Source organism: Streptomyces uncialis (assembly GCF_001905345.1).
In the GTDB taxonomy this organism is placed as follows: Bacteria; Actinomycetota; Actinomycetes; order Streptomycetales; family Streptomycetaceae; genus Streptomyces; species Streptomyces uncialis.
Window position 1 is genome coordinate 34,251 of sequence record NZ_LFBV01000003.1, and the last position, 22,718, is coordinate 56,968.

Sequence of the window (22,718 nt, forward strand, 5' to 3'; positions counted from 1 at the left end):
CTCGGCGACGGCCGCCAGCGGTATACGCCGCCGCAGTCCGTCCTAATGGAGAACGATCACCCCGTCATCCAGCCAGGCGTTCCCCTTGTGGCCATGGACGTGGAGAGCGCGTGATGCGACCGGTTCGGCTGTCATCGCCGCATCGCGGCTCAGCGCGGGGTGCGGTTCGCAGTCCCAGCGCTGCCGTCGACCGCGTTCGGTGCGGAGGGGTGAGCAGTCAGGACCGACGCTCGCATCACCCGGTCGACCGTCTCGTCCAGGGTGCTGGTCGCGGAGATCATGGTCTCGACTCCGCCGGGCAGCAGATCCAGCGGTCGATACCACTCGGACAGCTGCGCCTCGCCGACTTCGGAGGCGATCGGTTTGGTCGCGTGCCGTTCCAGGGTCTGCTCGAACGGGACGTCGAAGTAGGAGCAGTGGCTGCACTGGGGGTGCTCGGGGAGCAGCCCGGCGAGCATGTCACCGTAGTGACCGACGTACAGGATGCCTTCCAGCACCGTGTGGAAGCCGTGCTCCAGTGCGTACCGGACGGTGAGGCCGACCAGGCCGACGTTCGCGCCGCCGGGGATGTCGCGCTCGCGCAGTACATCCCGGCGCAGGGTGTCCTGACCGACCACGGCGACGCCGCGTCCGTAGCGCTCGCGCACTCCGGCGGCAACCGAGGTCTTGCCGGTGGCGCTGTTGCCGCGCAGCACGATGAGCTGGGCCCGGGAGGCCGTCGTCACCTCCCCCACCGAACAGACCCGCGCACCGGGCGCACGCCGGGGACTCCCACGTTGTTGGCGAGCGGGCGGGTCTCGCGCGTCTGTGGGTTCTCCCGCGGCGGGCCGGCCCGTCTCTTGGCGGATGCGCTCCGGTCCGTCGGCGGCCTAGCGTTCGGGGTGTGGTGACGGCTGGTGGCGGGCCCGCCGTCGGGGAGTGCGGGGGTGGGGCCGGGTGTGGGACGTGGTGTCGACGGATGCTCTTGCGTTGCGGGACAGGTCCGAGTGGTACATCGATCTCATCTCGCGTGAGGTGGCCCCCACCCGGTTGGTCATGGCGAAGGAGACAGGTTTCCACGCGCGGGCCGGGAGCCTGGACCTGGGTGCGGTACGGGCTGTCCGGTTCTCCTACGGTGCTCACCGGGCCTGGCGCACCCCGGCGCTGATCAGACGGAGCGATCCGGGCGAGTACGCGCTGGCCCTGATCTCGCGAGGTGTGAAACGGCTGTCCCAGAACCGTGGTGACGTGGAGCTGAGGGCCGGGGACGCGGTCCTGTTCGACACGTCCCGCCCCTTCGAGGCGGAGACGGCGAGCCGGCGTGTGCAGGCGCACATCCTGCGGCTGCCCAGGGCGGTGATACCCCTCCCGCCGGACAAGGTGGACCGCCTGCTGGCACGACGGCTGGACGTCCACCGGGGAGTGGGGGCGTTCCTGGCACGGTTCATCACGACGCTCGACTCCCAGGCCGACCACTGCGGTCCCGCCGAGTTGGGCCGTCTCGGCGCCGTCGCCGTGGATCTGGCGTCCGGGCTGATCGCCCACCATCTGGACGCTCACGACGAACTGCCGGGCAGGACCCGCAAACACCTGCTGCTGCGACGGATCGACACCTTCATCGACGGCAATCTCGGGGACCCGGGCCTCACCCCCGGGGCCATCGCCGCCCACCACCACCTCTCGGTCCGCCACCTGTACGCGCTCTTCCAGGAACGGGGCGAGAGCGTCAGCGCGTCCGTACGGCGCCGCCGCCTCGAACAATGCCGCGCCGAACTGGCCCGCACCGCCGGTGCCCGACCGGGCGAGGCCCGCCCCGTACACGTCATCGCCGCCCGCTGGGGGTTCACCAGCGCGGTGACGTTCAGCCGCGCCTTCCGCAACGCCTACGGAACGAGCCCGACCGAATACCGCCAGGAAGCGGGCGACCAGGTCCGGCACCGCACGCCCGACCGCGGCCCGGACCGCACACCTGGTTAAGGCATCGTGCGGGCAATGCACAGCCAGCGCCCCCGCCCCTGGATACGTTCGTGCGAGCGGTTCGCTCCCGTGGCCTGTACGTCCAGGTCAGAGGGGCGACCGCCCCGGTCCACCGCATTCAGGGAGAAGACGTGAAGTCACGCATGCCCGCCGCCGCGACCGTATCGACGCTCGCCCGGGGACGACGTCGACCTCGCTCTCGCCTTCTGCGTGCAGAGGGACTCCACAAGTGTTTTCCGGGTCGAGAGCACCACCGATTGGCGGCACGGCGGCCGGGTCGACTTCGAGAAGCTGGAGCTCCACCTCCGGCTGGAGAGGTACGACATCGTCCAGAAGGGAACCGTCTGCAACCTGAGGACCCGGGTCAACAACGTCCGCGTCGACAGGCATATCTGCCGGATTCCGTGGTCGTCGGCCGCCCCGCCGCTGATGGGTGACACCATGATCGTCCACAACCACCGGAACGACGGCCAGGGCGACCACAAGCTCGAATACACAGGCACCCCGTCCATCTGAACCACCCGGGCACCAGCGCACGCCCCATGACCCGCACCCGGTCCGGGTGCTCCCCGCGGAAGCGGCGGCAACGGCGCACGCTCCGCCACCGGCGAGAAGTCCACGACGGCTCCGCCATGGCGGCAGGCCGCCCGCCCCGGCAAGCAGGCATATGGCCCGGCCGACGGCTACCCGGACATCCCGGCACCGCCGCACATGCGAGCCGCGGCCGGCCGACAGGCGTACACATCAATCCCCGCTCCACCGAAGACTGAAGCGGGGCTGGAGACCAATCCCGGAGGGTGCCGTTCCGCGCGCTCGAACGTACGAAAAGTCAAGGTCGGGCAAAGAAGAACGTGCCAAACAGGGGGGATCATGGAACAGGACGGCCGACGAGTTGAGCACGGCATCCACGGAATCGACCGCGCGACCCGCTGGGCGGGCGTTCTGCTGTGCTGGGCCCACGCGGCCGCCATGGCCCTGACCGCCGCCGAGGCCATGCTCCGGTCGGCCACCGACTGGTGGGTCGTCACCTGGGCGGCGACTGCGGTCCTGTTCATCACCTGGGCCCTCCTCCGAGCTGCCCAGAAAAGGCTCCTGCGGCGGGCCGCCAGCGGGGAGGACGGGCAGGATGATCCCTCCTCCCCCGAAGAACCTACCCACTACGACCGGGCCGCATAGCCATCCCTGGCAGAGCCAAGGCGGGGCCGACACGAGGGCGGCCCTCCCCGGGGGGACGAGTCTCCCCGCGAGGGTCGGCGCGGGGGCGGCCTCGGCGGTTCGTCGCCCCGCCCGACCAGCCGCTGGCTGGAGAAACGTGATCGAGACCGAACGGCTGCTGCCCTTCGATCGGGGATGTCGAAGCGTTCGTCGCGCTTCACGAGGACGAGCGGGTGAACTGGTTCGTGGGCGCCTACACCCACCAGCAAGCGATGGACCGGCTGACCTCGGTCGAGCGGCAGTGGGCGGAACGCGGTAACGGTCTGTGCGCCGTCGAACTGAGGCCCACCGGTGAGTTCATCGGCCGGGTCGGGTAAACCACCGGGGGACCCCGACGCTGCTCCTACGATGAAGCTGTGCACCCGGCCGATCCGAAGCCCTACTGGAACACCAACGTCGCCCGGCACCCGGACATCCTCCGTTCCGTGCCCGAGGATTGTGGCGATGCGTTGGACGTCGGTTGCGGGGACGGGCTGCTGGCCCGGAAGCTCGCCGCGCGGGTGCACCGCGTCACGGGCATCGACAAGTCGCCCGAGATGATCGCCCGAGCCCGTGACCTCGCGGTCGACAGCCCGGACCTCTCCCTCGTCGAGGGCGACTTCCTCACCGCCGAACTCCCTTCCGCGGGCTACGACTTCATCTGCTCGGTGACCACGATCCATCACATGGACTTCGAGGCCGCCCTGGTGCGTATGCGTGCACTGCTGCGGCCGGGCGGCACGCTGATGGTCGTCGGCCTGGCCCGCGAGGCGAACGTGACCGAGTGGGCAGCGATGATCGCGGCAGCCCCGGTCGTGCGGATCACGAAGAAGCTGCGCCGCGCGAGTGAGCCGGAAGGCATGCCGGTCGCCGTCCCGCGGATGAGCTACGGACAGGTGCGGGCCGTGGCACGGAGGCTGCTGCCCGGTGTGCGCTACCGCCGCCATGTGCTCCGCCGGTACTCGCTGACCTGGGAAAAACCCGTCCGCTGACCTCAGCATGGGGCCGCGGCACGTCAGCCGATGCGGACCAGCAGGTCGCAGCGGAGACGGACCGCCGTCCGGAAGGAGGCGGCGAGATCCTGATACGCGGCCGCCACCTCGCCCAGCCGCTCGCCGAGGTCGGAGCCACCATCCGCACGGCCGTACGTACCCCGGCCTCCTCCCTGACCCCGACCGCGATCGGCTTCCCGCCGTTCACCACGACCCGGCCGAAGGAGACCCCGCCCTCCACCGCCCCGGCCGGCACCGCTGACGCTCGGGGGCTGCCTCACGTAGCGGGGCCTGAGCAGGTACGTGACGGGCTTCCCGTATGAGGAACCCGGGAAGCATAGGGACATGGCCGGCTCCGACGACCAACCGCTCGCGACCGATGACCGCGGAAACACCCTGGTCTCCTTCCTCCGGGAGGACGAGGGAACGCCACCGGGGGATGCGCCGACCCCGGCGGCGCTGGTCGCTCTGTGGCACGACGGCCGGGTCCTCATGGTCTTCGGTCAGTTCCGTCAGCGCTGGGAACTTCCCGGTGGGTGCATCGAGCAGGGTGAGTCGCCTCGTCAGGCGGCCACGCGTGAGTTGCTGGAGGAGAGCGGGCAGACGCCTGACGAACCGCTGCGCTTCACCGGGTACGCCAAGTTCGTCCTGGCCCCCGACCAGCGAGCCGAGTACCTGGCCGTGTTCACCGGCAACTGCACCGTGGTCCGCGGGTTCCGGGCCAATGAGGAGACGACTGCCATGCACTGGTGGGACCTCGGCGAACTGCTCCCCGGACAGGTTCAGCCCCTGGATGCCTGCCTCGCAGCGCTCACGCGCTAGGCACTTGCGTCCGCGGCCTTCATCGCGGCTCGAAAGGGTGCTGGCGGTCCTGACCCTCGGCATCCCGGCCGGGACCTCACCGCGGCCCTCGTCCTGGATGTCACGGGCTTCGACGTCGGCGCCGCGTAACAAGCAGCAGGCCACGGTGTGGAAGACCGTCGGCATCGAGCCATGAGACCCCACGTCCTGTGCCAGCGGCTCCCCGGCAGCCCCCTCCAAGGCGCGACGGCACAGCCAAGGTGGTCTGTCCGCCGCCGTCCGGGCGCCATGATGGGGCCATGAAGCGATGCGAACGATGTGACCTGTTCGTCGGCCAGGGATGCGACTGCCCGCCGGACGGCACGGCTCCCCGGGCCGTGGACGGCGCGAGCGCGGGCCCACGGATCCGGCGGGAGACCGCAGCCGAGGTGCTCCTCGTCTCTCCGACGGGCTACGCCCATGTCCCAGGGGCCTGCGTCCACCACGTGGAGTCGCCGCGGGACGCAGGCTGGGGCTGGATCCCCTCCCCGGAGCGGGGGCTCTGGGCCCGGCTCGGTGAACAGTCGCCCGCGCGGGCGACGGACGGCAACACCACCCTGCGCGCGACGAAACGGTGCCCCGACTGCGCTCACGCCCTCGGACCTCGGGATCATGTCGATCTCCGCACCGAGTAGTCCGAGCGGTCCGCGGCCGTCGCGCCGCAGAGCCGTGCCGGTGCGCCGCTTGGTCACTCACTTCTCGTACACGGTGATGGCCAACTGGGCTCCCGCAGCTCCGGAGTCGTCCTGGTAGACGGAGTCGACAGCGATGACGGCGACGCGGTCCTCACTGGTGCGGACGCAGAAGAAGTGCCCGTATTTCACGCTCACCTCGTCCTCGCTCGGGCGCCGCAGCTCGCTGCGGCAGGAATGGAGGGACGGGGCGTCGGTCAGGCGCCGTTTCCGCACACCACTGAGCTCGCTCGGCGAAACGAGGGCGGAGTCGGCCGTCAGCGCCTCGGTGGTGTCGACCCAGATGTCACCCCGACGCCCGGTCGGCGGTCGGCGGTCGGCGGTCGGCGGTCGGCGGTCGGCGGTCGGCGGTCGGCGGTCGGCGGTCGGCGGTACCGGATCGAGGTCCAGGGGCGCGTTGCCGAGCGATTTCACCGAGCTCCACCTCTCCTGCCCCTGGTGGTCGGCCTTGCCGACCGCCGGAACTTCGTCGTCCCCGGCCGGCGCCAGCCATGCCAGTACGCCCACGAACAGACCGAGCACGCCGACCACGCCCCCGACACCGGTCCACCAGTGCGCCGTCAACCAGGCCGTCGTCCCACGGCGAAGGCCCCCCGTCCTCCCGCCCCGTCCCGGCTGTCGGCCCGGCTCTTCGTCGGGAGGTGAGGGGCTACCGGCCGATGTGGGGGCATTCATGCCGATCATCAGGTGTGGCTCGCACGCGCCGGAGTGGTCGACTCCGTTGCATCAGCTTCGGACTGCCGGCCGGGAACGCCGCCGCCGCGCCGCGACCGAGGAGATCCTTTTCGGTCAGGCCGTCTTGACCGTGCCGCCGTCGATGATGTGGTCGGCGCCGGTGATGTTGCCGGCGACGTCCGAGAGGAGGAAGGCGATCAGGGCCGCGACTTCTTCCGGCTCGGTGATGCGGCCCGAGACGATGCCGAAGGCCGGTGGCATCTGCTCCAGGAAGGTGGCGTGGTCCATCCCGGCTCTGGCCGCGACCTTGCCGCCGTAGCCGTCGGGGTCCACCCAGACGGGGGTGCGGACCGCGCCGGGGGACACGGTGTTCACCCGTACGCCCAGTGGCCCGAACTCCTCCGCCAGGGTCTTGCCCAGCGCGGTGAGGGCCGCCTTGGCCGCGCTGTAGGCGACCGGGCCGCTGGTGGGCTGCCGGGCGCTGATGGATGAGACGTTGACGATCGATCCACGGCGTTCGATCAGGCTGGGCAGGGCGGCGCGGGTGGCGCGCACGGCGCTGAGCAGGTTGAGGTCGAAGACCCGGGACCAGTGCGCGTCGTCGGTGTCGAGGAATCCGCAGGGGTCCATGTCGTCCCCGGCGCCGACGTTGTTCACCAGCAGGTCGATGCCGCCGAGTGTGTCGAGGGCCTCGCTCATCAGGGCGGCGACGCCTTCGGCGGTGCTCAGGTCGGCCGACACGGTGTGCGCGCCGGTGTCCTTCAGTTCGGGGGTGAGGGTGCGGGCGGCACCGACGACACGGACGCCCTCGGCGGTCAGGGCCCGGACGGTGGCGAGTCCGATGCCCCGTCCGGCGCCGGTGACGACCGCCGTCTTCGAAGTGAGGTTGAGGTCCACGGCACTCCGGTTCTCGAACGGCACGTAGGTGATGAGGGAGGGAACTGCGGGCCGGGGCGGTGCCGCGGTGGGCGTCGCCCCGGCGTACTGCCGATCGTCCCGTCGCCCACGCGCACGGTCCATGGCGCATCGGGGGCGCACACCAGCGGTCACGGGCTCGTGCGGCGTCCCGCCGTGCGCTGCCGCCCCGCCGGGCTCCGCCGCTGACGCGTGCCGCGCTCGCGGTGGAGCCCGGCGACCTCAGTCCTGCGGACCGGCTTGCCCGGCCTCATCTCCCGGGGGCGTTCGGGCGGCCGAACCAGTCGAGACAGAGCACCAGGGCGTCGTCGATCGTGTCCGCCTCCCGGAATTCGGCGAGCGCGCGGAGTACGGCACGGGGCACGTTCGCCGCCGGGAGCAGGCTGGTGGCGTGGATCGCGCGGGCGAGGGCCCGCTCCCCGTAGAGGTCCCCCCGGGGTGAGGTGGCGTCGAACACTCCGTCGCTCACCACCAGCAGCCGGTCGCCGGGCAGGACCTGGAGTTCCTGGGCGACATAGTGCGTCTCCTCGAACATGCCCAGCGGCAGTTGGGCGTCCACCTCGATGCGCTCCACGGACCGTTGCCGACGCCGCCAGAGCTGGGGGGAGCCCGCGTCCACGATCTGCGTACGTCCGGTGGAGAGCTCGAAGCGCATGAGCAGGGTGGAGACGTGGGCGGCGCCCCGGTGCTGTTCGTAGAGGGCCTGGTCCGCGAGGGCGGCCTGGTCCGCGAGGGGGATACCGGCCCGGCGGGCGTTGCGGAGCGCGTTCACCGCCAGGTGGGTGAGCAGGGACGCCTGGATCCCGTCGCCCATGCCGTTGGTGACGGACAGGGTCAGCTCATCGCGGTCCGCGGCCCAGTCGTAGTTGTCGCCGTGGATGGCGTAGGCGGGCTCCAACTGCGCGCCGATGGCGTACTCCTCGCCCGAGCAGGCGCGGGCGGGCAGCAGGTGCCACTGCATCTCCGCCGCCAGGGTGAGTCTGCTGGTGCGGCGCGCCCGCCGGTACAGGTCGGTGTCCCGTTCCGCGACGAGGATCGCGTGACCCAGGATGTCGGCCGTCCGCATCAGCGCTTCGGCGGCTTCGCGGGTGGACCGGTCGGCGGGCAGCCGTACGGTCAGCACGCCGAGCCGCTCCCCGCGTACGGTCACCGGGAGGTAGTGGTCGACGGGGCCTCCGGGGCGGTCGGTGTGCGCGTACGGCTCCTGGCTGCCGAAGGACCGCCCGTGGGGGCCGTGGTGGATCGGCACCGGGTGCGGTGGATCACCGGCCGGCGCTGTCTCCCGGTCGGCGGCTTCCAGGGGGTTCAGGGCGGTGAGTCCGTAGTCCGCGAGGAAAAGGTCCACCAGGACGGCTCCGTGCGACGCCGCAAGCAGGTCACGCACCGTCTCCAGCAAGTCGTACGGGGCCGCCGCACGCAGTGCTTCCGCCGTCTCGGGGCTGTGGGTCACGGTCTTTCCAGCGTCCTTCGATCTGAGGTGGGCGGGGTCCCGGGCTGACAGACACGGTGCCCGGGTGACAAAGTGGGCGGGTGTCCCGTTTTTCCGGCCGGTCCCCTACGGACGAGCAGTTGTCCGAGGCAGTCTGCGACGCCTCGGAGCTTCTTGAGGTCTTGTGGGGACGGGGCCAGGAGGCCACGCACGCCGTCACCGTCTCTCCGTCGCAGCTGCGTGCCCTCCTCGTCATCGAACAGGACGAGGGGACGAATCTCCGGGCGCTCGGTGAAGCGATCGGGTCGAGCCCCCCGTCGGTGAGCCGGCTGTGCGACCGGATGGAGGCGATGGGACTGGTGGAACGACGTCCCAGCCGGACGAGCCGGCGCGAGGTCGAGCTCAGTCTCAGCCCACGGGGCCGCGTCCTGCTGCGGGAGAGCCGCGCGAACCGCAAACGTGAGGTGGCCGCCGTGCTGGCCGTGATGGGGCCCGCCGCCCTGGACGCGCTCGCCGAAGGGCTCGCGGCGTTCCGCGCGGCGGCGGCCCAGATCGAAGGCCGCCGAGGAGCGTCCGCGAGCGACGGTGCCGCTTCCGTCGCGAACAGTGCGTAGCGTCACCCGGAAGCGGGTCCCGTCCATCGGTCACGCTCCGGTCGAAGGTCCACTGACGCCGGGAGAACAGATCGTTCCCCCAGCGGGAATGTTGTCATAGGGCAACTATGGCAGCCCGACCGTACGCGGGGCGGGCCGCCATCGCACTCGGGGCCTCCGGGCCGACTGGTGGTCCGGCATTGAAATATTGCCATGCGACAAATGATCGCTCTACTCTCGACCCGGACGCATCCCGGCGGCCCACCACGGGACACCGCGCCCCTGGCGAGAGGAGAAGCTGAGCCATGGGAACCGGCCCCGACATCCGGCATGAGGTGAGCAGGGGCAGAACCACCGGCCCCGCGGATCCCCTGCCGGGTCCGCGCCCGCGCACAGGCCCCCCGGGCGCCCCGTGGAACAGCGAAGCTCCCAGTGTCCTGCTCATCGAGGACGACGACGGCGACGCGCTCCTGGTCGAGGAACTGGTTCTCGACAGCGGTGTCCCGCTGAAACTCAGGCGGGCCACCTCGCTGGCGGAGACCGTGCGGGAGCTGGCGATCCACGTACCGCAGTGTGTCCTGCTGGATCTGCATCTGCCGGACGCCCAGGGCCTGGAAGCGCTCAGGACGGTCCTCGACCGCACCCCCGAATCGGCCGTGGTCGTGCTGACCGGGCTGGCCGAGGAACAGGCGGGGCTCGCCGCCGTCGCCGCGGGAGCCCAGGACTATCTGATCAAGGGGCGGCTGGAGGCGGACCTCTTCGTCCGCGCCATCCGCTACGCGGTCCAGCGCAAGCAGACCGAACTCGCCGCCGCCGCGCTCCAGGCCGGACGGTTGCGCGCCCAGGAGAACGCACGGCTGGAACGCGGTCTGCTGCCCACCCCCTTGCTGGTCGACGACTCCGTGGCCATCTGCGCCCGGTACCAGCCGGGCCGGGCGCAGACCCTGCTGGGCGGAGACTTCTACGACATCGTCCAGACCCCCGACGGGACGACCCACGCGGTGGTGGGCGATGTGTCCGGGCACGGACCCGACGAGGCGGCTCTCGGCGTCTGTCTCCGCGTGGCCTGGCGTTCCTTCGTCCTCGCCGGGGCCCGGGGCCAGCGACTGCTCGGACTGCTGGAGCGCATCCTCCTCGCCGAGCGCTCCGGGCCGGAGATCTTCGCCACACTCACCACCTTGAGCCGCACCGCGGGCGACCCGCACATGGACGTGCAGCGGGCGGGCCATCTGGGCCTGCTGCTGCGCTCCCCCGGCACCGGCGTCCGCCTGGAGGAAGTGCCCGGGGGCCCGGCGCTCGGCCTGCTGCCCGACCACCCCGCCCACTGGCCCGTCACCAGGGTTCCGGTCCCGGAGAACGGCGCGGTGATGCTCTTCACCGACGGCCTCGTCGAAGGACGCACCGGGGTGGGCACCGAACGCCTCGGGGAGGACGGACTTCTCGCCCTCGCACGACTCCACGCGGACCTGCCCGCGCACGCCTTCGTCGACACACTGATCCACTCCGCCCAGGAACTCGCAGCGGCGGACGGCGGACTCGCCGACGACGTCGCCGTGCTCCACCTCGAATGGAAGCGCCCCACGTGACCGCCCCGGAAGAGCCCCCCGCACCCCTGGCCCCCGCACCCCGCGGCCTCACCGTCCAGGCGTGGTTCATGCTCGCCCTGGCCGTCCTGGGCGCCATGACCCTGGTCGCCGCCGGAGTGGGAGCCGCGCTGCTCTCCCGCAGCACCGACGCGGGCAACCACCTGGTCGACCACATCGACCCGGCCCGCACGGAAGCGTTCCAGTTGCGCACTGCCCTGCTCGACCAGGAGACGGGCGTTCGCGGCTACCTCCTCAACGACGACCGGAACCTGCTGGAGCCCTACCACCGGGGCCTCGCCGCCGAGAAGAAATCGACCGCCGCCCTGGACCGGCTGATGCACCACGTTCCCGAGACGCTCGCTGATCTACGGGCGACAGAACAAGCGGCGGACGACTGGCGCGCCAAGTTCGCCACCGCCGCCGTCTCGACTGGCGGGCGCACCGACTCCGAGGCGGTGGAACGCGGCAAGCGGCACTTCGACCGGATACGCGAACGGCTCGACGTCCTCCAGGACCATCTGACCCGGCAGCAGGCCGAGGCACGAACCGCTTTCGGCCAGGCGCGCTCGGAACGCGACCAGGTGTTCGCGGCCGTGCTGATCGCCTTCCTGCTCACCGGGGTGTGCCTCGCCGTTCTGCTGCGCGTAGCCGTGGTACGCCCGCTGACCGCCGTACGTCTGGCATCCCGCCGCGTCGCCCAGGGCGAGTTCGATCACGCGATACCGCAGACCGGCCCGGCCGATCTGCGGTCGCTGGCCCAGGCCGTCGAGGCCATGCGCCGGCGGACCGTCAGCGAACTCGCCGCCTCCCGGCACAACGCGGCGGAGCTGAGACGGCGCACCCAGGACCTGGATGCCCAGGCGGTCGAACTGCGCCGCTCCAACGCCGAACTGGAGCAGTTCGCCTACGTGGCCTCGCACGACCTCCAGGAGCCGCTGCGCAAGGTCGCCTCGTTCTGCCAGCTGCTGGAGAAACGGTACGGGGAGCGGTTCGACGAGCGGGGCACCCAGTACATCGCCTTCGCCGTCGACGGCGCCAAGCGCATGCAGATCCTGATCAACGACCTCCTCACCTTCTCCCGCGTCGGGCGGCTCCAGGACGAGCGCCGGACCGTCCCCTTGGACGGGGTCCTCGATCGCGCCCTGGACAACCTCGCCACCGCGATCGAGGCCGGTGACGCCGGGATAGACCGTCCCGAGCGGCTGCCCGAAGTCGTGGGAGACCCCACGCTGCTCGCCATGCTCTGGCAGAACCTCATCGGGAACGCGGTGAAGTTCCGGCACCCCGACCGGCCTCCGCGTGTCGCGATCACCGTCGACCGCGACACCTCCGTCGAGCCCCCGCACTGGACGTTCACCGTCACGGACAACGGCATCGGCGTCCCGCCCGAGTTCGCCGAGAAGGTCTTCGTCATCTTCCAGCGCCTGCACAGCCGGGACTCCTACGACGGGACAGGCATCGGCCTGTCCCTGTGCAAGAAGATCGTCGAGCACAGCGGCGGCCGGATCTGGATCGACACCTCGCACACCGACGGCACCCGCCTCGCCTTCACCCTCCCCGTGCGCGACGCCGGGAACGCGTCCACCGAGTCCGACCCCGCCGTGCCGGCCACCACAGAAGGAAGCGTCCCATGAGCACCGTCCCCCAGCCCGAGCCGGTCGTCGTCCTCCTCGTCGAGGACGACGCCGGTGACGAGCTGATGACCCGGGAAGCGTTCGAGGACAACAAGATCGGTAACACCCTGTACGTCGTGAGGGACGGCCTGGAGGCACTGGACTTCCTCCATCGGCGCGGGGAGCACGCGGACGCGCCCCTCCCGGATCTCATCCTGCTGGATCTGAACCTTCCGAAGTACGACGGCCGCGAAGTCCTGAAACAAATCAAATCCGACGCCCGACTGAGTCATATCCCGGTGGTCGTGCTCACCACGTCAGCCGCCGAGGAGGACATCCTCCGCAGCTACCGGCTCCACGCCAACGCCTACGTGACCAAACCGGTCGACTTCGACCAGTTCATCCGCGCGATCCGGCAGATCGACGAGTTCTTCGTGACCGTGGTCCGGCTTCCCCGTCCCACCTGACGTGCCGCGCGACGGCATGCCGCGGGGACACGTCCCGCCGTAGGCAGCGATAGAGGGCCGGCTCCGATCGAGGCATTCTTGGAGCCGAACCTCTTCCTCCGGCGTGAGGACCCCGGTCCCGGGGGCCGGGCCTTCGGTCGGGGTGCTGGCGGTTGCCGAACCAGCCGGCGCGAAGAGCGCTGTGGCCACAGCCATGGCCACGGCGGTCACGGTTGGTGAGAGTACGTCGACACGCACGGCGCGACACGCAGGGCGGGAGCGTGGTCGGGTTCGCCTTCACCGAGTTGCTGGACTTCCGCCCGCCGCCGCGGCTGAAGAACATCGGCAGCATCCGCCTGTACGGCCCGGACGGCTCCCCGCCCGGCTGGCCGGCGCTCGGTGCCTCGCTGACGCGGCCGATCCGCTGGGAGCTGATCGAGCAGCAGTACGACCAGATGGTGAAGTACGCCACCGCGCTCCGCCTCGGCACCGTCGGCCACCCTCGCCGGCCGCGCCCCCGCCAGCGGTCGGGAACCTGGCCGGGACGGAGGAAGACCGGGCCGAGGGCACGGACGAGGGAGATGTCCGTTGGAGATCGTCAACCCGCTGGGGTTCCCAGAGTCCGCGTCAGGGTCGGGATCATCACGGCTGCGGGGACGAGGTGCAGCCCGAGGAGGGCGGTGGTGGTGGCCGTGGTCGCCCCGGAGAGAAGGGGAGGGATCAGCGAGATGGCGGTCAGCGACATGGCCGTCCACACGAATCGCTCGGCGGGGCGAGCGCTCAGGCGCAGCAGGGCGGCGGCGATGACGATGCCCACGGCCGAGAAGAAGCCGGTCACGACGGCGATGCCGGACAGCGGGACGGTCTCGCCACCCTGGACCTCGAAGTCGGCTCCGGCGGCCCGTGCGAGCGCGGCGGCGAGAGTGGTGGCCGCCGCCGCCGCGAGCGTGGCGATGAGGCCGGTGCCGACGAGGCGGCGGAGTCGGTGGGGGTGACTGGCGCGGTCGGCGCCCTGGTGGGTAACGACGGCGGTTTCCTTCATGCTGTTCATGTCGTTCCTCTCGTCATTCGTCAAGGGCCTGGCTTCCGGGCGGAGTGATGACGCGCACCCTGGCCGTGCGACGGTAGGGGTTGTGCAGGGCGCGGACGCCGGTGCCGCGGAGCCAGAACGCGGCGTCGTGTCCGAGGACCGGCCCCAGCTCGCCGTCACGTAGCTCCAGCCGCACCCGGCCACGGGTGACGACGCAGAACGCGTTGTGCCATTCGTCCGCGATCACGGCGACGCGTGCGCCGGCGCGCAGCGCAAGCGTGTGCACCGGGGTTACTCGGTACCGTCGCCCGACAGGCGCTCCGGCAGTCCGAGCCGCGGAAACCGGTCGTCGTGGAACGTGGTGATCTCGGTGATCGTCCCGCCGGTGACGCGCAGGACGTCGATCGTCAGCGGCAGGTATGCGCCCTCGGACTGCTGCCAGAGGTAGAAGGCCAGGGCGGGCTGGCGGTTCACCGAGGTGGGAACGGCGCGCAGGCCGGTCATGCCCTCGAAGCCGCTCTCGGTCAAGAAGTTCACCACTGCGTCGCGGCCGACGTACAGGCCGGGCGTGGGCGGCATCGAGAAGCGGACATCGTCCCGCAGCATCGAGGCGAGCGCCTCGACGTCCGTGGCCACGCTGGCCTCGGTGTAGCGGCGCACCAGCTCACGCATGGTGGCGTCCTCCTCTCCGCCGGTCCAGTCCTGCCGCTCCGCGGGCAGGTGCTCCCGCATCCCGGCCCGGGCGCGCTGCAAGGCGCTGTTCACGGAGTTGACGGAGTCGCCGAGGAGTTCCGCGACGTCCTTCGCCGGCCAGCCGAGCACGTCCCGCAGGATCAGCACGGCCCGCGGGCGCGGCGCGAGGTGCTGGACCGCGACCAGGTACGCCAGCTCGATCGTCTCCCGCGCGACGGCGACGGTCTCCGGCTCGTCCGCGTCACCCGCGGGCAGTTCGTCGAGCAGCCGGTCCGGGTAGGGCTGCAACCACCGCGCCTCGCCGCCGGTCGCGGGCTCGGGGCGGCGCTTGGCGAGCAGGTCCAGGCAGGCGTTGGTGGCGATCCGGTACAGCCAGGCCCGCAGCGTCGACCGCCCCTGGAAGGTCTCCCGCCGCCGCCAGGCACGGAGGAACGTCTCCTGCACGGTGTCCTCGGCGTCCTCGAACGACCCGAGCATCCGGTAGCAGTGCACGTGCAGCTCCCGCCGGTGCCGCTCGGCCAGCCCCGAGAACCCCGACTCGTCGGCCTCGCCCAGCCCGCTCATACCCAGCTCCTCCAGCACGGTGTCCGCACTCATCACGTCATCCTTCCGTCTCGCCCTGTCCGGTCGTACATGTGACGGGTACGGTCGCGAAAACTCATCACCAGGGTCGGCCGGGATGGCTGGGCAGCCGGCATGCCCCGCCATCCGGGCCGACGGCATCTGCCCGCTATTCGCCTGTTCAAGCAGACGCTCGGCTGGACCAGGCCCCGACTTCGAAACTCGGAAGCGGCCGACCGGAGGACCTGGCTGGTGATCCCCGCCGATGCCCAACTCCGGCTGGCCCGCGCACTGGCCACGGACCTCCGCAGGCCATAGGAGAACCCAGCCGAGCCGAACAAACGCACACCAGCCCGCGTCCGCAGAGAGTTCAGAAACCTGCGCGCGAGGACCGATTCCCCAGCCGGTGCACCGAAACCATCCCGCCCCGGTCCGGGTCGGTCACCCGGTTCGAAGAACCGCTACCCAGCCACACGTCATGACGTCGGCAGAGTGCTCGCCACCGGCGAGGCATACAGCCGACCCGCTCACCACAAGGTCGGCACCAAACGCCGCTGGACAGGCTGACAGCGACGGTGAAGGTCAGCACACTGAGCGCATGCGACACGAGGAGAAAGCGAAGCTCACCGCAGCGAGAGCCCTGATCCCGGTGGCCATCCTCGTCGCCTCACCGGTGCTGCTGATAGCCGGGACACCGATCCGCCGCCGGTACCTTCGCTACGTCTACCGGGACGAGGCACCACTGATCCTGGAGAAGGAGCAGGGCCGCACCAGTGTCCACTGGTTCGTGGTCACCAGCCCTCTCCTCGATTGGCTCTGCTGGCCGACAAAGTCACTCGCCCGACTCATCTCACGCCGAGGATAAACGGGAAGCTCAGCGCCTTTTTTCCATCCTGAGCTGTACGTTTGCCCAGCTCAGAATTCGAACGGTGGTGAGGTAGCTGGCGAGGTCCGGCCGGGCGCACGAGACCCGGTTCGGGGCGGCGGCGTAGGCGTGCAGGGTGCCAGAAGCCGTTCTGCACCTCGGAGGGCAGGAGCCGGGCCGGTGTCCTCCGGCATTCCCCCGAACATGTGCACGGCCCGGCGAGGCGGGCTGGGCGCGGTCGCCGCGGAAGACCAGACGGACACCGCGCCGCGCGCCGCCACACACCCTCGCGGCCTGCGTCGTCCGCCCCCACCGTGCCGGGCCGTTCCGGCGGCCAGGGCGCTGGCCGCGGTCACCAGCAGGGTCTGCTCCACCAGCGAAAGACCCTGCGGCTGGGCGAGGGATCTCGCGAGGAGCCGGGCCCGGAGCACCTCGGTCACCGTCACCAGGGCAGCACCGCCGACAGAGCCGGCTCATCTCTTGAGCCTGGCATCGCTGCTCCATCCGTCATGACCGCGCCGCCGTAGTGGTGGGAAGGCAGGCTGTCGGTTGCGCGCCGCAGGGCTTCCAGCTGAAGCAGGAGGGCCGTACGTCTCAGCTGACGATCGTGAGCCGTTGCCGCTGCGCGGAGGTGGTGTTCGGTGTTGATGCGCTGGGGCCTCTTCGAGGATGACGATGCGGCAGGCGGCTGCGACGGGGGTGCCGTGGTCGACGAGTTCGCGGGCGCGGGCGGCGATGCGGAGCTGGTAGCGGGAGTAGCGGCGGTGTCCGCCGGTGCGAGCGGAGGGGGGTGATGAGGAGGGCTTCGCCGACGGCCTCTCTGCGGAACACGCTGGAGGGGCCCTGGTGCCTATGGCACCAGGGCCCCGAAGGAACTGCTACACCATCCGCCGGCCTCGGAACTGCGCCGGCCTTCTGTATCCGCACCAGCCCGCGGGGGTTGGGGGCGTGTGCGGGGATCGCGGTTGCTCGACCGGAGACCACCTCACTATCGATGTCCTGCGGTACCCGGGCCCAACACTTCCGCCCGGGCGATCCTGATGGCGCTCGGCCCCTCCGTTCTTTCCCTCAATGAACAACTATTTGCCACTGCGTACTGCTCTGCACTGCTGGTGATGCGTACCGCTGGTGACCTGACCAAGCGTCACGCTCCGGCAGCCAGCCCCGCTCGCCCGTACTTCGTTCTTCTCTGGCTTGGAACCCCACTGCCGGACCTCCCGGTGCGCGCGCCCGCAGCCGACGCCTTCACCGGGGTACCGCTCACTGACTTCACTGCTGGATTACCGCGTACTTCACCTGCGGGTACTGCCATGGAACTGCGGTTCTGCTCTGGCGGCCCCTGATCACCGCAGGCCACCCGGTCCGGCCGTCAGTCCCGTCACCGTCCTGCACTTGCTCTGGCTCCGGAACTCCACCGCCGCACCGCCCTGCCGTACTGCAACTGCGGGTACTACCTGTACTGCTGACCGGCAGTTCGTCTCTGCCAGGCCCTGTCGATCTCGGCTACAAGAGAAACCATAACCGCACCACCACCCAATGTCTACCCCGGCCAACGTAGATTTTCGTGAGTTCGAAAGTGAGGCAATCGGACCCCTGCCGAGTTGAACGGTGCGGGCCAGGGAACAAGGAAACCGGTAGGCAGGCCGGGCACCGACAACGACAGCGTGAACCCGAGGGAAACCATGTGCGCGGGTGCCACCACCATCCGCTCCGCGATCGACCTCGCCACCGCCCGCCACAACACCCGAACCTTCCTCGGCTCTTTGCAGTGGTAGTTCACGAGTTCGGGAGGCGGTCCGATCTGCCCAGGGTCGATATTCACGAGGACGGGAGGCACCCCCGGCGGCCACCTCCCCGTGGGGCGGATACGGTCGCGACCTTCGGACGATGCCCGGACACCGGATAGGGGGCGACGATCAAGGCGCATGCCGGACACGTCGAGATCGGAGCTTCCCCGTGCTGAAGTGGATCCTGCGCGCCACCGCTGTCCTCGCCATCGCCGCCGCAATCGCCTCCCCTGTCGCTGTGCCCGCACCCGAAGCAGTGGTCGCCACACCCGATGTCGCCGTCGCTGTGCCCGCACCTGGCCCCGCTGCCCCGGGGGACGAGCTCATCTCCGCCCTGAGGGGGAAGCGCGGTTGGACCATCCCGTCGCCTTCTAGGTGGTCCGGGGATGCGGCCTCTGGGGTCGTTCTCCCGGGCCGGCGCACGACAGCCCTGGCATAGGGCGAACGACCTGAGGGACTCCCAGCGCCGCCGCCCACTCCCGCTCGAAGGCAGGCGCCCACTGCGCGGCGCGGGTATCGGCGCGCAGCTGGGCGAGGACCGGTCCGGCAGCCTCATGGCCCTCCGCGCCGCCTCAGCACCGGGAGAGCAGGCTGTCGGTCCCGCACTGCCGGAACTGCCCGGAAATGCCGGTGGACCTCAGCAGCGGCACCGGGATCCGGGGCGGAACCGGACGGCTCATCACCTGGACGCGTGGCGGGCCTTCGGGCAAGGGCGGGGCATCCGTGGACCGAAGCACCGCCCGGCTTCCCGCGCTCGATGGCCCGGCCGCTGTGCGGGTCATGAGCCCGGCTTCGACTTGGCGTTCCCGCCGAGATCCCCAGCGGCGAAGCTCCGGAGCGACCCGGTGCTCTTCTCGAAGTATGACTTCGAAAACAGGGTATCGTCCTGGTCCGACAAGGGCGGAAAGACGATCCCGGTGGCCAACCGCGGCGTCGACGGAAGCTGCAAGTTCATCAACAGCCCCCCGTTCTGTGGACGGGATCCGCGCATACCGAAGACCAGGCGGTCGACTCCGCAGTCGACAACAAGGCCGACTGCTTATGGACGACCTGGTGATCAGAGGATGAAAGCGTTCCGTCGGGGCCCAGGCTCCAACGAAACGCGCACGACCACGAGATAGACCTCGCCACACGCCCCACGCCCCACGCCCCAGGAACGGAGGGCACCGGGCATGCTGGTCGCGTCACCGGACCGGCGGGCTATCTGTCACCAGAACTACGCGAAGCAGGGGTGGTGGTCACCGGCTCCGGCCCGGCCTTCCCTCATGCATGAGGGAAGCTTTCGGGCCCGGGGTGAGGGCGGAATGCAGTTCGTTATGACCCGTATGTCATATACCAGGAGGAACCATGGCCGAAGGCCACAGCGATCAGGGCACCGACAATGCGGAAACCTCTGACAATTTCATGGACGAGCGGGCCGTGGTCGAACTGACCTACCGGCCCCGGCCTTCCGACCACCGGGTCGGTCTGCGGGTCCGCGAGCGGATCAAGCGGACCGGGATACTGCTGCGGGGCGGGCTCGTTCTCCTGTGTGTAGGACTGTGGGTGCTCTCCAGCGTTGGCCGCGGGAGTATCAACGTGGGCTCAGCGGTTCCGGTCCTTATCGTGGTCCTGTTGGTGTGGTCGCGCACGTGGGTGCAAGCTGCCCACGTGCAGCGGATCGTCGGATGGCAGGGCGAGTACCGAACCACCGTGTCTCCCGACGGGATCACATGCCGTACTGACCACAGCACACTGATCCAGAAGTGGTCCATATTCCGGGGATACCGAGAAACGGAAGGTCACTTCGTCCTGCTCAGCCGTGACCCCAACATCATGATCCTCGACGTCCTGGCCAAGCGGGACATACGTGAGACCGGGGACCTAGAGCGGCTACGGGCGATCCTGGACCTGCGCATCCCTCGCATGTGACAGATTTCCGCCATTGCGACAACAAGGGCGCCCCTGTGACAACCATCCCGCTGTGGCTCAATCGCGGTTTACAGCAGGTGCTGAATTCAGGGGTATCGGAATTCGCATCCTCTTGACTGGACATTCGTGAAAGATGTGTCCAAAGGTTGTCCCGTAAGTCTATGGTGTCACGTCTCAGTGGGGTCGGATCGGTACTGCTGAGAGCGGGCGAGTGCTGAGCGACAAACCAGGTCGACGTGGGTCGGTGCGGTACCCGATCATGTGTTCATGCCCCTGATAGAGACTCTTGCCCGAGTCGATGCGGACCTGGCCGCCGGCCGGGTTCCCGTCGCGCGCCAGCGTTTGCGCGGCCTTGTCTCATCTTTCCCGCATGACCTGACGCTCCGTCGGCGTCTGGCCGAGGTGTACCGGCTCTACGGTGATGCCGCCGAGGCCGGACGCTGGATGTACCTCGAAGAGGACCGCGACGCCGACGAGACCGCCGCCTTCGAGGCGCGGTACGGGTCTTCCGGGTGGCGGATGAAGGCCCTCGCCTGGCACGGCCCCGAGGCTGTGGCTGCCACCTCCTTCGCGGAGGGGCAACTGGTCGCGGTGCGGACCACCTGCGCCGAGGAGCTGGGGCACTCCGTCGACTGGGACGACCCCGCCTCCTACCGGGACGGCCTGGAGGAGAAGTACGGGGACGCGTCGTCCGAGCCGTGGACGGTCGGCGGTGTGCTGGCGGGCGTCGGCTGCCTGGTGGGGGCCCTTGCGTTCCTCGCGATCTGGGTGAATGGAGTCGTTGCCCTCTTCGACTGACCAGGCACCAGGAGCCGGTGAGGAGCGGCCGCTCATGGTTCGGTGGGACCGTCGAGAGCTGCCGTGAACGGGACACTGGCGACGAGTGAAATGACCTGAAGAACTACCACTGCTCCACCAACCACCACCGACACCCGGCGCGTCGTCGTGGTCGGCCGGCCGTTGCCCGGCAACCGCAACGACTGCGGAGCGTGGGCGCTGTCCAGAGCCAAGGCCGCCGCCGGCCGCACCACCGTGATCGGCGGTGGCTACCGGGGCACCGCGCACCGCCGCAGCAGACGCCGGACGGCCCTCACGGGAAGAACGGACTTCCCACCTGGCCGCCCGGGTGCGGCTTGGCGGTCGCGCACGCGACCGCCGAGCACGCACGCGCCCTCCCCCGGCCATTGCGATGACCACCGGATCGGGCGACTGCCTCTGCGGACGGGAAGAAACGGCAACGCGGGTGCGGGAGAGAATCCCCGGCCCGGGGCGCCCGCGGCGGAGCTCGCGGGCACGCTCGCGATGTACGGGATCAACGAACGCAGTACCGGAGCCACGGGAGGCCCGCCCGCCGCTGTCGTGACCAGCAGTCACCCCGAGGGCTCCGTTCTCGGACGCTGGACCGTCGGCACCGACGATGTCACCGCCCTGCGCACCCGCCTCGCCCAGCTCCCCCGAGACCGCTACGGCGCCCCCGGCCTCCATGACCTCTGCGGCCCCTCTTCACCCGGGCACATACGCCCACCCGGCCCTGACCACACGCACAAACGACATACGCCCACTGGAAGCCTCCGCCCCGCGCCCGTCCGGAGGCAGCGGAGCAACTGGCCGCGCGGCCCGGCATCACCGTCCTCGACCTGGAGCTGTTCACAGCCCCGGCCGATGCCCAGGAGGAAACGTGGACAGCGGCGCACAGCCGGCACGCGAGCAGCCGAGGCGGACCGGCGCGGAGCAGAGCGGGACAGGGGGCGGACATGACGGCCGGACGGGCCGGGCTGTCACCGACGGTCGTGGACCTGGCCAGGCCGATCCGGCCAGGTCCTGGGCGTCGGGGCCGAATCCGCCGGTGCAACGGCTTCCCCGGATGCCCCTGGCTGGGTGCGAAGCGTCCGCCGCACTGCCCGGCGGCCCCCGGCGCCCCGGGCCTGCGTCGGTTTCTTCCCGCTCCGGGCTCGCTGGGCGGTACCGCACGTACCACTGGGCGCAGGAACCGGTGTGGACCTACGTGATGCCCTGTGGTCAGCCGCGCGGCACCGGGCCGGGGCGGGTGGATCGTTCTACGGTGGGCACACGGGGGGCAAAACATGTTCCCCGGAGTTGCTGGAGAATCTCATGGCAGTGCGTCACCAGCTGATTCGCAGGCCGCCCGCTGAGGTGTGGGCAGTGCTCGCCGACGGGTCCCGCTACGGCGAGTGGGTGGTAGGCCCGGATTCCTCCCGGCAGACGGACGGCGACTGGCCGCGGACCGGCGCCACCCTGGAGTACACCGTTCGCCTGGGCCCGTGGTCGGGGGCCGGGAGGACGGTGGTCCGCGATGTGGAGCCGCCGCGCCGGATCGAACTGGAGGCCGAAAGCGGCCGACTGGGTACCGCGCGTATCGCCATCGAAGTACGCCCATGGGGCGAGAACAGCCTGGTCATCGTGGACGAACATCCGCTGCGCGGGCCGGGCGGACGCCTCCACAACACCGCGCTCGACTCCCTGCTCCAGCTGCGCAACAGGAAGATGCTCAGCCGCCTCGCCGATGTCGTCGAGAGCACGTCCCCCAGGTCGGCTGAGCGGACATGAGGCCCGTCAGGTCCACCTGGCGCCATCAGGAACCAGCGAAATAGTGGAAACGTGCCCGATGCGGTAGTGATCGGCGCGGGCTCCTTACGGGCTCATGGCCGCGAATCGGCTGGGGGATGCCGGATGGAGCGTCAAGGTCCTTGAAGCACGGCCGGAACCCGGCGCTGCCGTCCGCAGCGCCCGCCCGCAGCACACGAGAGGCGTCGCAGGGGACGGCGGCCTCGACGGAGCGTGGACCCCGGGTGACAGGAAGCCATGCAGACCGGATCGAGGCTCGGACCGAGCGCCACGCGCCGGGCTTCCGCTTCCTGATCACCGCCGCCACATCCTCGCCCCGTCGGCGCTCCAGTCTCCACACCCTGGAGAACGCCC

General features: G+C 70.3%; 22 protein-coding genes and 4 pseudogenes. 18 read left to right on the forward strand and 8 right to left on the reverse strand.

From position 1 onward, the window contains the following. Positions 1-149: 149 nt before the first annotated feature. Entirely contained in the window at positions 150-725 is a 576-nt protein-coding gene (locus tag AB852_RS14260) for a P-loop NTPase family protein (RefSeq protein WP_073789102.1), read from the reverse strand. Between the two features lie 244 nt (positions 726-969). On the opposite strand from AB852_RS14260, the gene AB852_RS14265 reads away from it, so the two are divergent. From AB852_RS14265 to AB852_RS14290, 7 genes are all read left to right on the forward strand, one after another. After that, positions 970-1,956 (forward strand): AraC-like ligand-binding domain-containing protein, encoded by a 987-nt coding sequence (locus AB852_RS14265; RefSeq protein WP_245876771.1) that lies wholly within the window; start codon positions 970-972, stop codon positions 1,954-1,956. A 210-nt stretch (positions 1,957-2,166) separates the two neighbouring features. Beyond that, a complete protein-coding gene (locus AB852_RS14270; RefSeq protein WP_073787998.1) occupies positions 2,167-2,472 on the forward strand; it encodes a hypothetical protein in 306 nt (101 codons plus the stop codon). Positions 2,473-2,826: 354 nt separating this feature from the next. Next, complete coding sequence (locus AB852_RS14275) at positions 2,827-3,132, forward strand: hypothetical protein (RefSeq protein ID WP_073788000.1); 306 nt, start codon at positions 2,827-2,829, stop codon at positions 3,130-3,132. Positions 3,133-3,344: 212 nt separating this feature from the next. After that, positions 3,345-3,488: a GNAT family N-acetyltransferase gene (locus AB852_RS39735; protein ID WP_178391017.1), complete on the forward strand. Its 144-nt coding sequence runs from the start codon at positions 3,345-3,347 to the stop codon at positions 3,486-3,488. 39 nt (positions 3,489-3,527) lie between these two features. Further along, a complete protein-coding gene (locus AB852_RS14280) occupies positions 3,528-4,142 on the forward strand; it encodes a class I SAM-dependent methyltransferase (RefSeq protein WP_073788002.1) in 615 nt (204 codons plus the stop codon). Positions 4,143-4,487: 345 nt separating this feature from the next. Further along, positions 4,488-4,964, forward strand: a complete 477-nt coding sequence (locus AB852_RS14285; RefSeq protein ID WP_073788004.1) for an NUDIX hydrolase — start codon at positions 4,488-4,490, stop codon at positions 4,962-4,964. Between the two features lie 278 nt (positions 4,965-5,242). Beyond that, positions 5,243-5,617, forward strand: a complete 375-nt coding sequence (locus AB852_RS14290) for a hypothetical protein (RefSeq protein WP_073788006.1) — start codon at positions 5,243-5,245, stop codon at positions 5,615-5,617. A gap of 57 nt (positions 5,618-5,674) precedes the next feature. Here AB852_RS14290 and AB852_RS39740 read toward each other — a convergent pair whose 3' ends face one another. The 3 genes from AB852_RS39740 to AB852_RS14305 all read right to left on the reverse strand — a co-directional run bounded on the left by AB852_RS39740 (position 5,675) and on the right by AB852_RS14305 (position 8,714). Then, positions 5,675-6,238: a hypothetical protein gene (locus tag AB852_RS39740; protein ID WP_178391018.1), complete on the reverse strand. Its 564-nt coding sequence runs from the start codon at positions 6,236-6,238 to the stop codon at positions 5,675-5,677. 225 nt (positions 6,239-6,463) lie between these two features. Beyond that, on the reverse strand, positions 6,464-7,246 hold the full coding sequence (locus AB852_RS14300) for an oxidoreductase (RefSeq protein WP_073788008.1): 783 nt from the start codon (positions 7,244-7,246) through the stop codon (positions 6,464-6,466). A gap of 268 nt (positions 7,247-7,514) precedes the next feature. After that, complete coding sequence (locus AB852_RS14305) at positions 7,515-8,714, reverse strand: PP2C family protein-serine/threonine phosphatase (RefSeq protein ID WP_073788010.1); 1,200 nt, start codon at positions 8,712-8,714, stop codon at positions 7,515-7,517. 119 nt (positions 8,715-8,833) lie between these two features. Here AB852_RS14305 and AB852_RS14310 point away from each other — a divergent pair, with 119 nt between their 5' ends. The 5 genes and pseudogenes from AB852_RS14310 to AB852_RS41630 all read left to right on the forward strand — a co-directional run. After that, positions 8,834-9,307, forward strand: coding sequence for a MarR family winged helix-turn-helix transcriptional regulator (locus AB852_RS14310; RefSeq protein ID WP_073788012.1), 474 nt, complete (start codon positions 8,834-8,836; stop codon positions 9,305-9,307). A gap of 284 nt (positions 9,308-9,591) precedes the next feature. Then, positions 9,592-10,872, forward strand: a complete 1,281-nt coding sequence (locus tag AB852_RS14315; protein ID WP_079184611.1) for a PP2C family protein-serine/threonine phosphatase — start codon at positions 9,592-9,594, stop codon at positions 10,870-10,872. A gap of 68 nt (positions 10,873-10,940) precedes the next feature. Further along, positions 10,941-12,506, forward strand: a complete 1,566-nt coding sequence (locus AB852_RS14320) for a sensor histidine kinase (RefSeq protein ID WP_425444172.1) — start codon at positions 10,941-10,943, stop codon at positions 12,504-12,506. Next, a complete protein-coding gene (locus tag AB852_RS14325; protein WP_073788017.1) occupies positions 12,503-12,952 on the forward strand; it encodes a response regulator in 450 nt (149 codons plus the stop codon). Before AB852_RS14320 ends, AB852_RS14325 begins: the two co-directional genes overlap by 4 nt. A 260-nt stretch (positions 12,953-13,212) precedes the next feature. Further along, positions 13,213-13,365, forward strand: a pseudogene (locus AB852_RS41630) (hypothetical protein); the annotation flags it as partial. Positions 13,366-13,529: 164 nt separating this feature from the next. On the opposite strand, the gene AB852_RS39745 reads toward AB852_RS41630, so the two are convergent. Genes AB852_RS39745 through AB852_RS14345 form a run of 3 tightly spaced genes read right to left on the reverse strand, consistent with a single transcriptional unit; the run spans position 13,530 to position 15,251 of the window. Next, positions 13,530-13,982, reverse strand: coding sequence for a DUF6069 family protein (locus AB852_RS39745; protein WP_073788019.1), 453 nt, complete (start codon positions 13,980-13,982; stop codon positions 13,530-13,532). Between the two features lie 13 nt (positions 13,983-13,995). Beyond that, positions 13,996-14,247, reverse strand: coding sequence for a hypothetical protein (locus AB852_RS39750; protein WP_073788022.1), 252 nt, complete (start codon positions 14,245-14,247; stop codon positions 13,996-13,998). Positions 14,248-14,252: 5 nt separating this feature from the next. After that, positions 14,253-15,251, reverse strand: a complete 999-nt coding sequence (locus tag AB852_RS14345; RefSeq protein WP_073788025.1) for an RNA polymerase subunit sigma-70 — start codon at positions 15,249-15,251, stop codon at positions 14,253-14,255. Between the two features lie 138 nt (positions 15,252-15,389). Here AB852_RS14345 and AB852_RS40720 point away from each other — a divergent pair. Together AB852_RS40720 and AB852_RS14355 are read left to right on the forward strand one after the other, a co-directional pair. Continuing rightward, positions 15,390-15,782, forward strand: a pseudogene (locus tag AB852_RS40720) (NF041680 family putative transposase); the annotation flags it as partial. Positions 15,783-15,813: 31 nt separating this feature from the next. Continuing rightward, positions 15,814-16,080 (forward strand): hypothetical protein, encoded by a 267-nt coding sequence (locus AB852_RS14355; RefSeq protein WP_073788027.1) that lies wholly within the window; start codon positions 15,814-15,816, stop codon positions 16,078-16,080. Between the two features lie 613 nt (positions 16,081-16,693). Here AB852_RS14355 and AB852_RS40730 read toward each other — a convergent pair. After that, positions 16,694-16,896 (reverse strand): annotated as a pseudogene (locus AB852_RS40730) (MerR family transcriptional regulator); the annotation flags it as partial. 2,318 nt (positions 16,897-19,214) lie between these two features. Here AB852_RS40730 and AB852_RS14365 point away from each other — a divergent pair. The 4 genes and pseudogenes from AB852_RS14365 (at position 19,215) to AB852_RS14375 (ending at position 22,346) form a co-directional block, all read left to right on the forward strand. After that, the gene (locus AB852_RS14365) at positions 19,215-19,778 is read left to right on the forward strand and encodes a YcxB family protein (protein ID WP_079184613.1); all 564 of its coding nucleotides are present in this window, start codon (positions 19,215-19,217) and stop codon (positions 19,776-19,778) included. Between the two features lie 267 nt (positions 19,779-20,045). Then, on the forward strand, positions 20,046-20,576 hold the full coding sequence (locus tag AB852_RS14370; RefSeq protein WP_073789108.1) for a DUF6584 family protein: 531 nt from the start codon (positions 20,046-20,048) through the stop codon (positions 20,574-20,576). A 98-nt stretch (positions 20,577-20,674) separates the two neighbouring features. Beyond that, a pseudogene (locus tag AB852_RS40735) lies at positions 20,675-20,870 on the forward strand (IS5/IS1182 family transposase); the annotation flags it as partial. A 1,020-nt stretch (positions 20,871-21,890) separates the two neighbouring features. After that, complete coding sequence (locus AB852_RS14375) at positions 21,891-22,346, forward strand: SRPBCC family protein (RefSeq protein WP_073788029.1); 456 nt, start codon at positions 21,891-21,893, stop codon at positions 22,344-22,346. Positions 22,347-22,718: the final 372 nt, after the last annotated feature.

Excerpts from the sequence above, each read along its gene's own strand:
- AB852_RS14275 (WP_073788000.1), top strand. The coding sequence starts at position 2,827 with ATGGAACAGGACGGCCGACGAGTTGAGCACGGCATCCACGGAATCGAC.
- AB852_RS14285 (WP_073788004.1), top strand. The coding sequence starts at position 4,488 with ATGGCCGGCTCCGACGACCAACCGCTCGCGACCGATGACCGCGGAAAC.
- AB852_RS14290 (WP_073788006.1), top strand. The coding sequence starts at position 5,243 with ATGAAGCGATGCGAACGATGTGACCTGTTCGTCGGCCAGGGATGCGAC.
- AB852_RS14315 (WP_079184611.1), top strand. The coding sequence starts at position 9,592 with ATGGGAACCGGCCCCGACATCCGGCATGAGGTGAGCAGGGGCAGAACC.
- AB852_RS14320 (WP_425444172.1), top strand. The coding sequence starts at position 10,941 with ATGCTCGCCCTGGCCGTCCTGGGCGCCATGACCCTGGTCGCCGCCGGA.
- AB852_RS14325 (WP_073788017.1), top strand. The coding sequence starts at position 12,503 with ATGAGCACCGTCCCCCAGCCCGAGCCGGTCGTCGTCCTCCTCGTCGAG.
- AB852_RS39745 (WP_073788019.1), bottom strand. The coding sequence starts at position 13,982 with ATGAACAGCATGAAGGAAACCGCCGTCGTTACCCACCAGGGCGCCGAC.
- AB852_RS14345 (WP_073788025.1), bottom strand. The coding sequence starts at position 15,251 with ATGAGTGCGGACACCGTGCTGGAGGAGCTGGGTATGAGCGGGCTGGGC.
- AB852_RS14355 (WP_073788027.1), top strand. The coding sequence starts at position 15,814 with ATGCGACACGAGGAGAAAGCGAAGCTCACCGCAGCGAGAGCCCTGATC.
- AB852_RS14365 (WP_079184613.1), top strand. The coding sequence starts at position 19,215 with ATGGCCGAAGGCCACAGCGATCAGGGCACCGACAATGCGGAAACCTCT.
- AB852_RS14370 (WP_073789108.1), top strand. The coding sequence starts at position 20,046 with ATGCCCCTGATAGAGACTCTTGCCCGAGTCGATGCGGACCTGGCCGCC.
- AB852_RS14375 (WP_073788029.1), top strand. The coding sequence starts at position 21,891 with ATGGCAGTGCGTCACCAGCTGATTCGCAGGCCGCCCGCTGAGGTGTGG.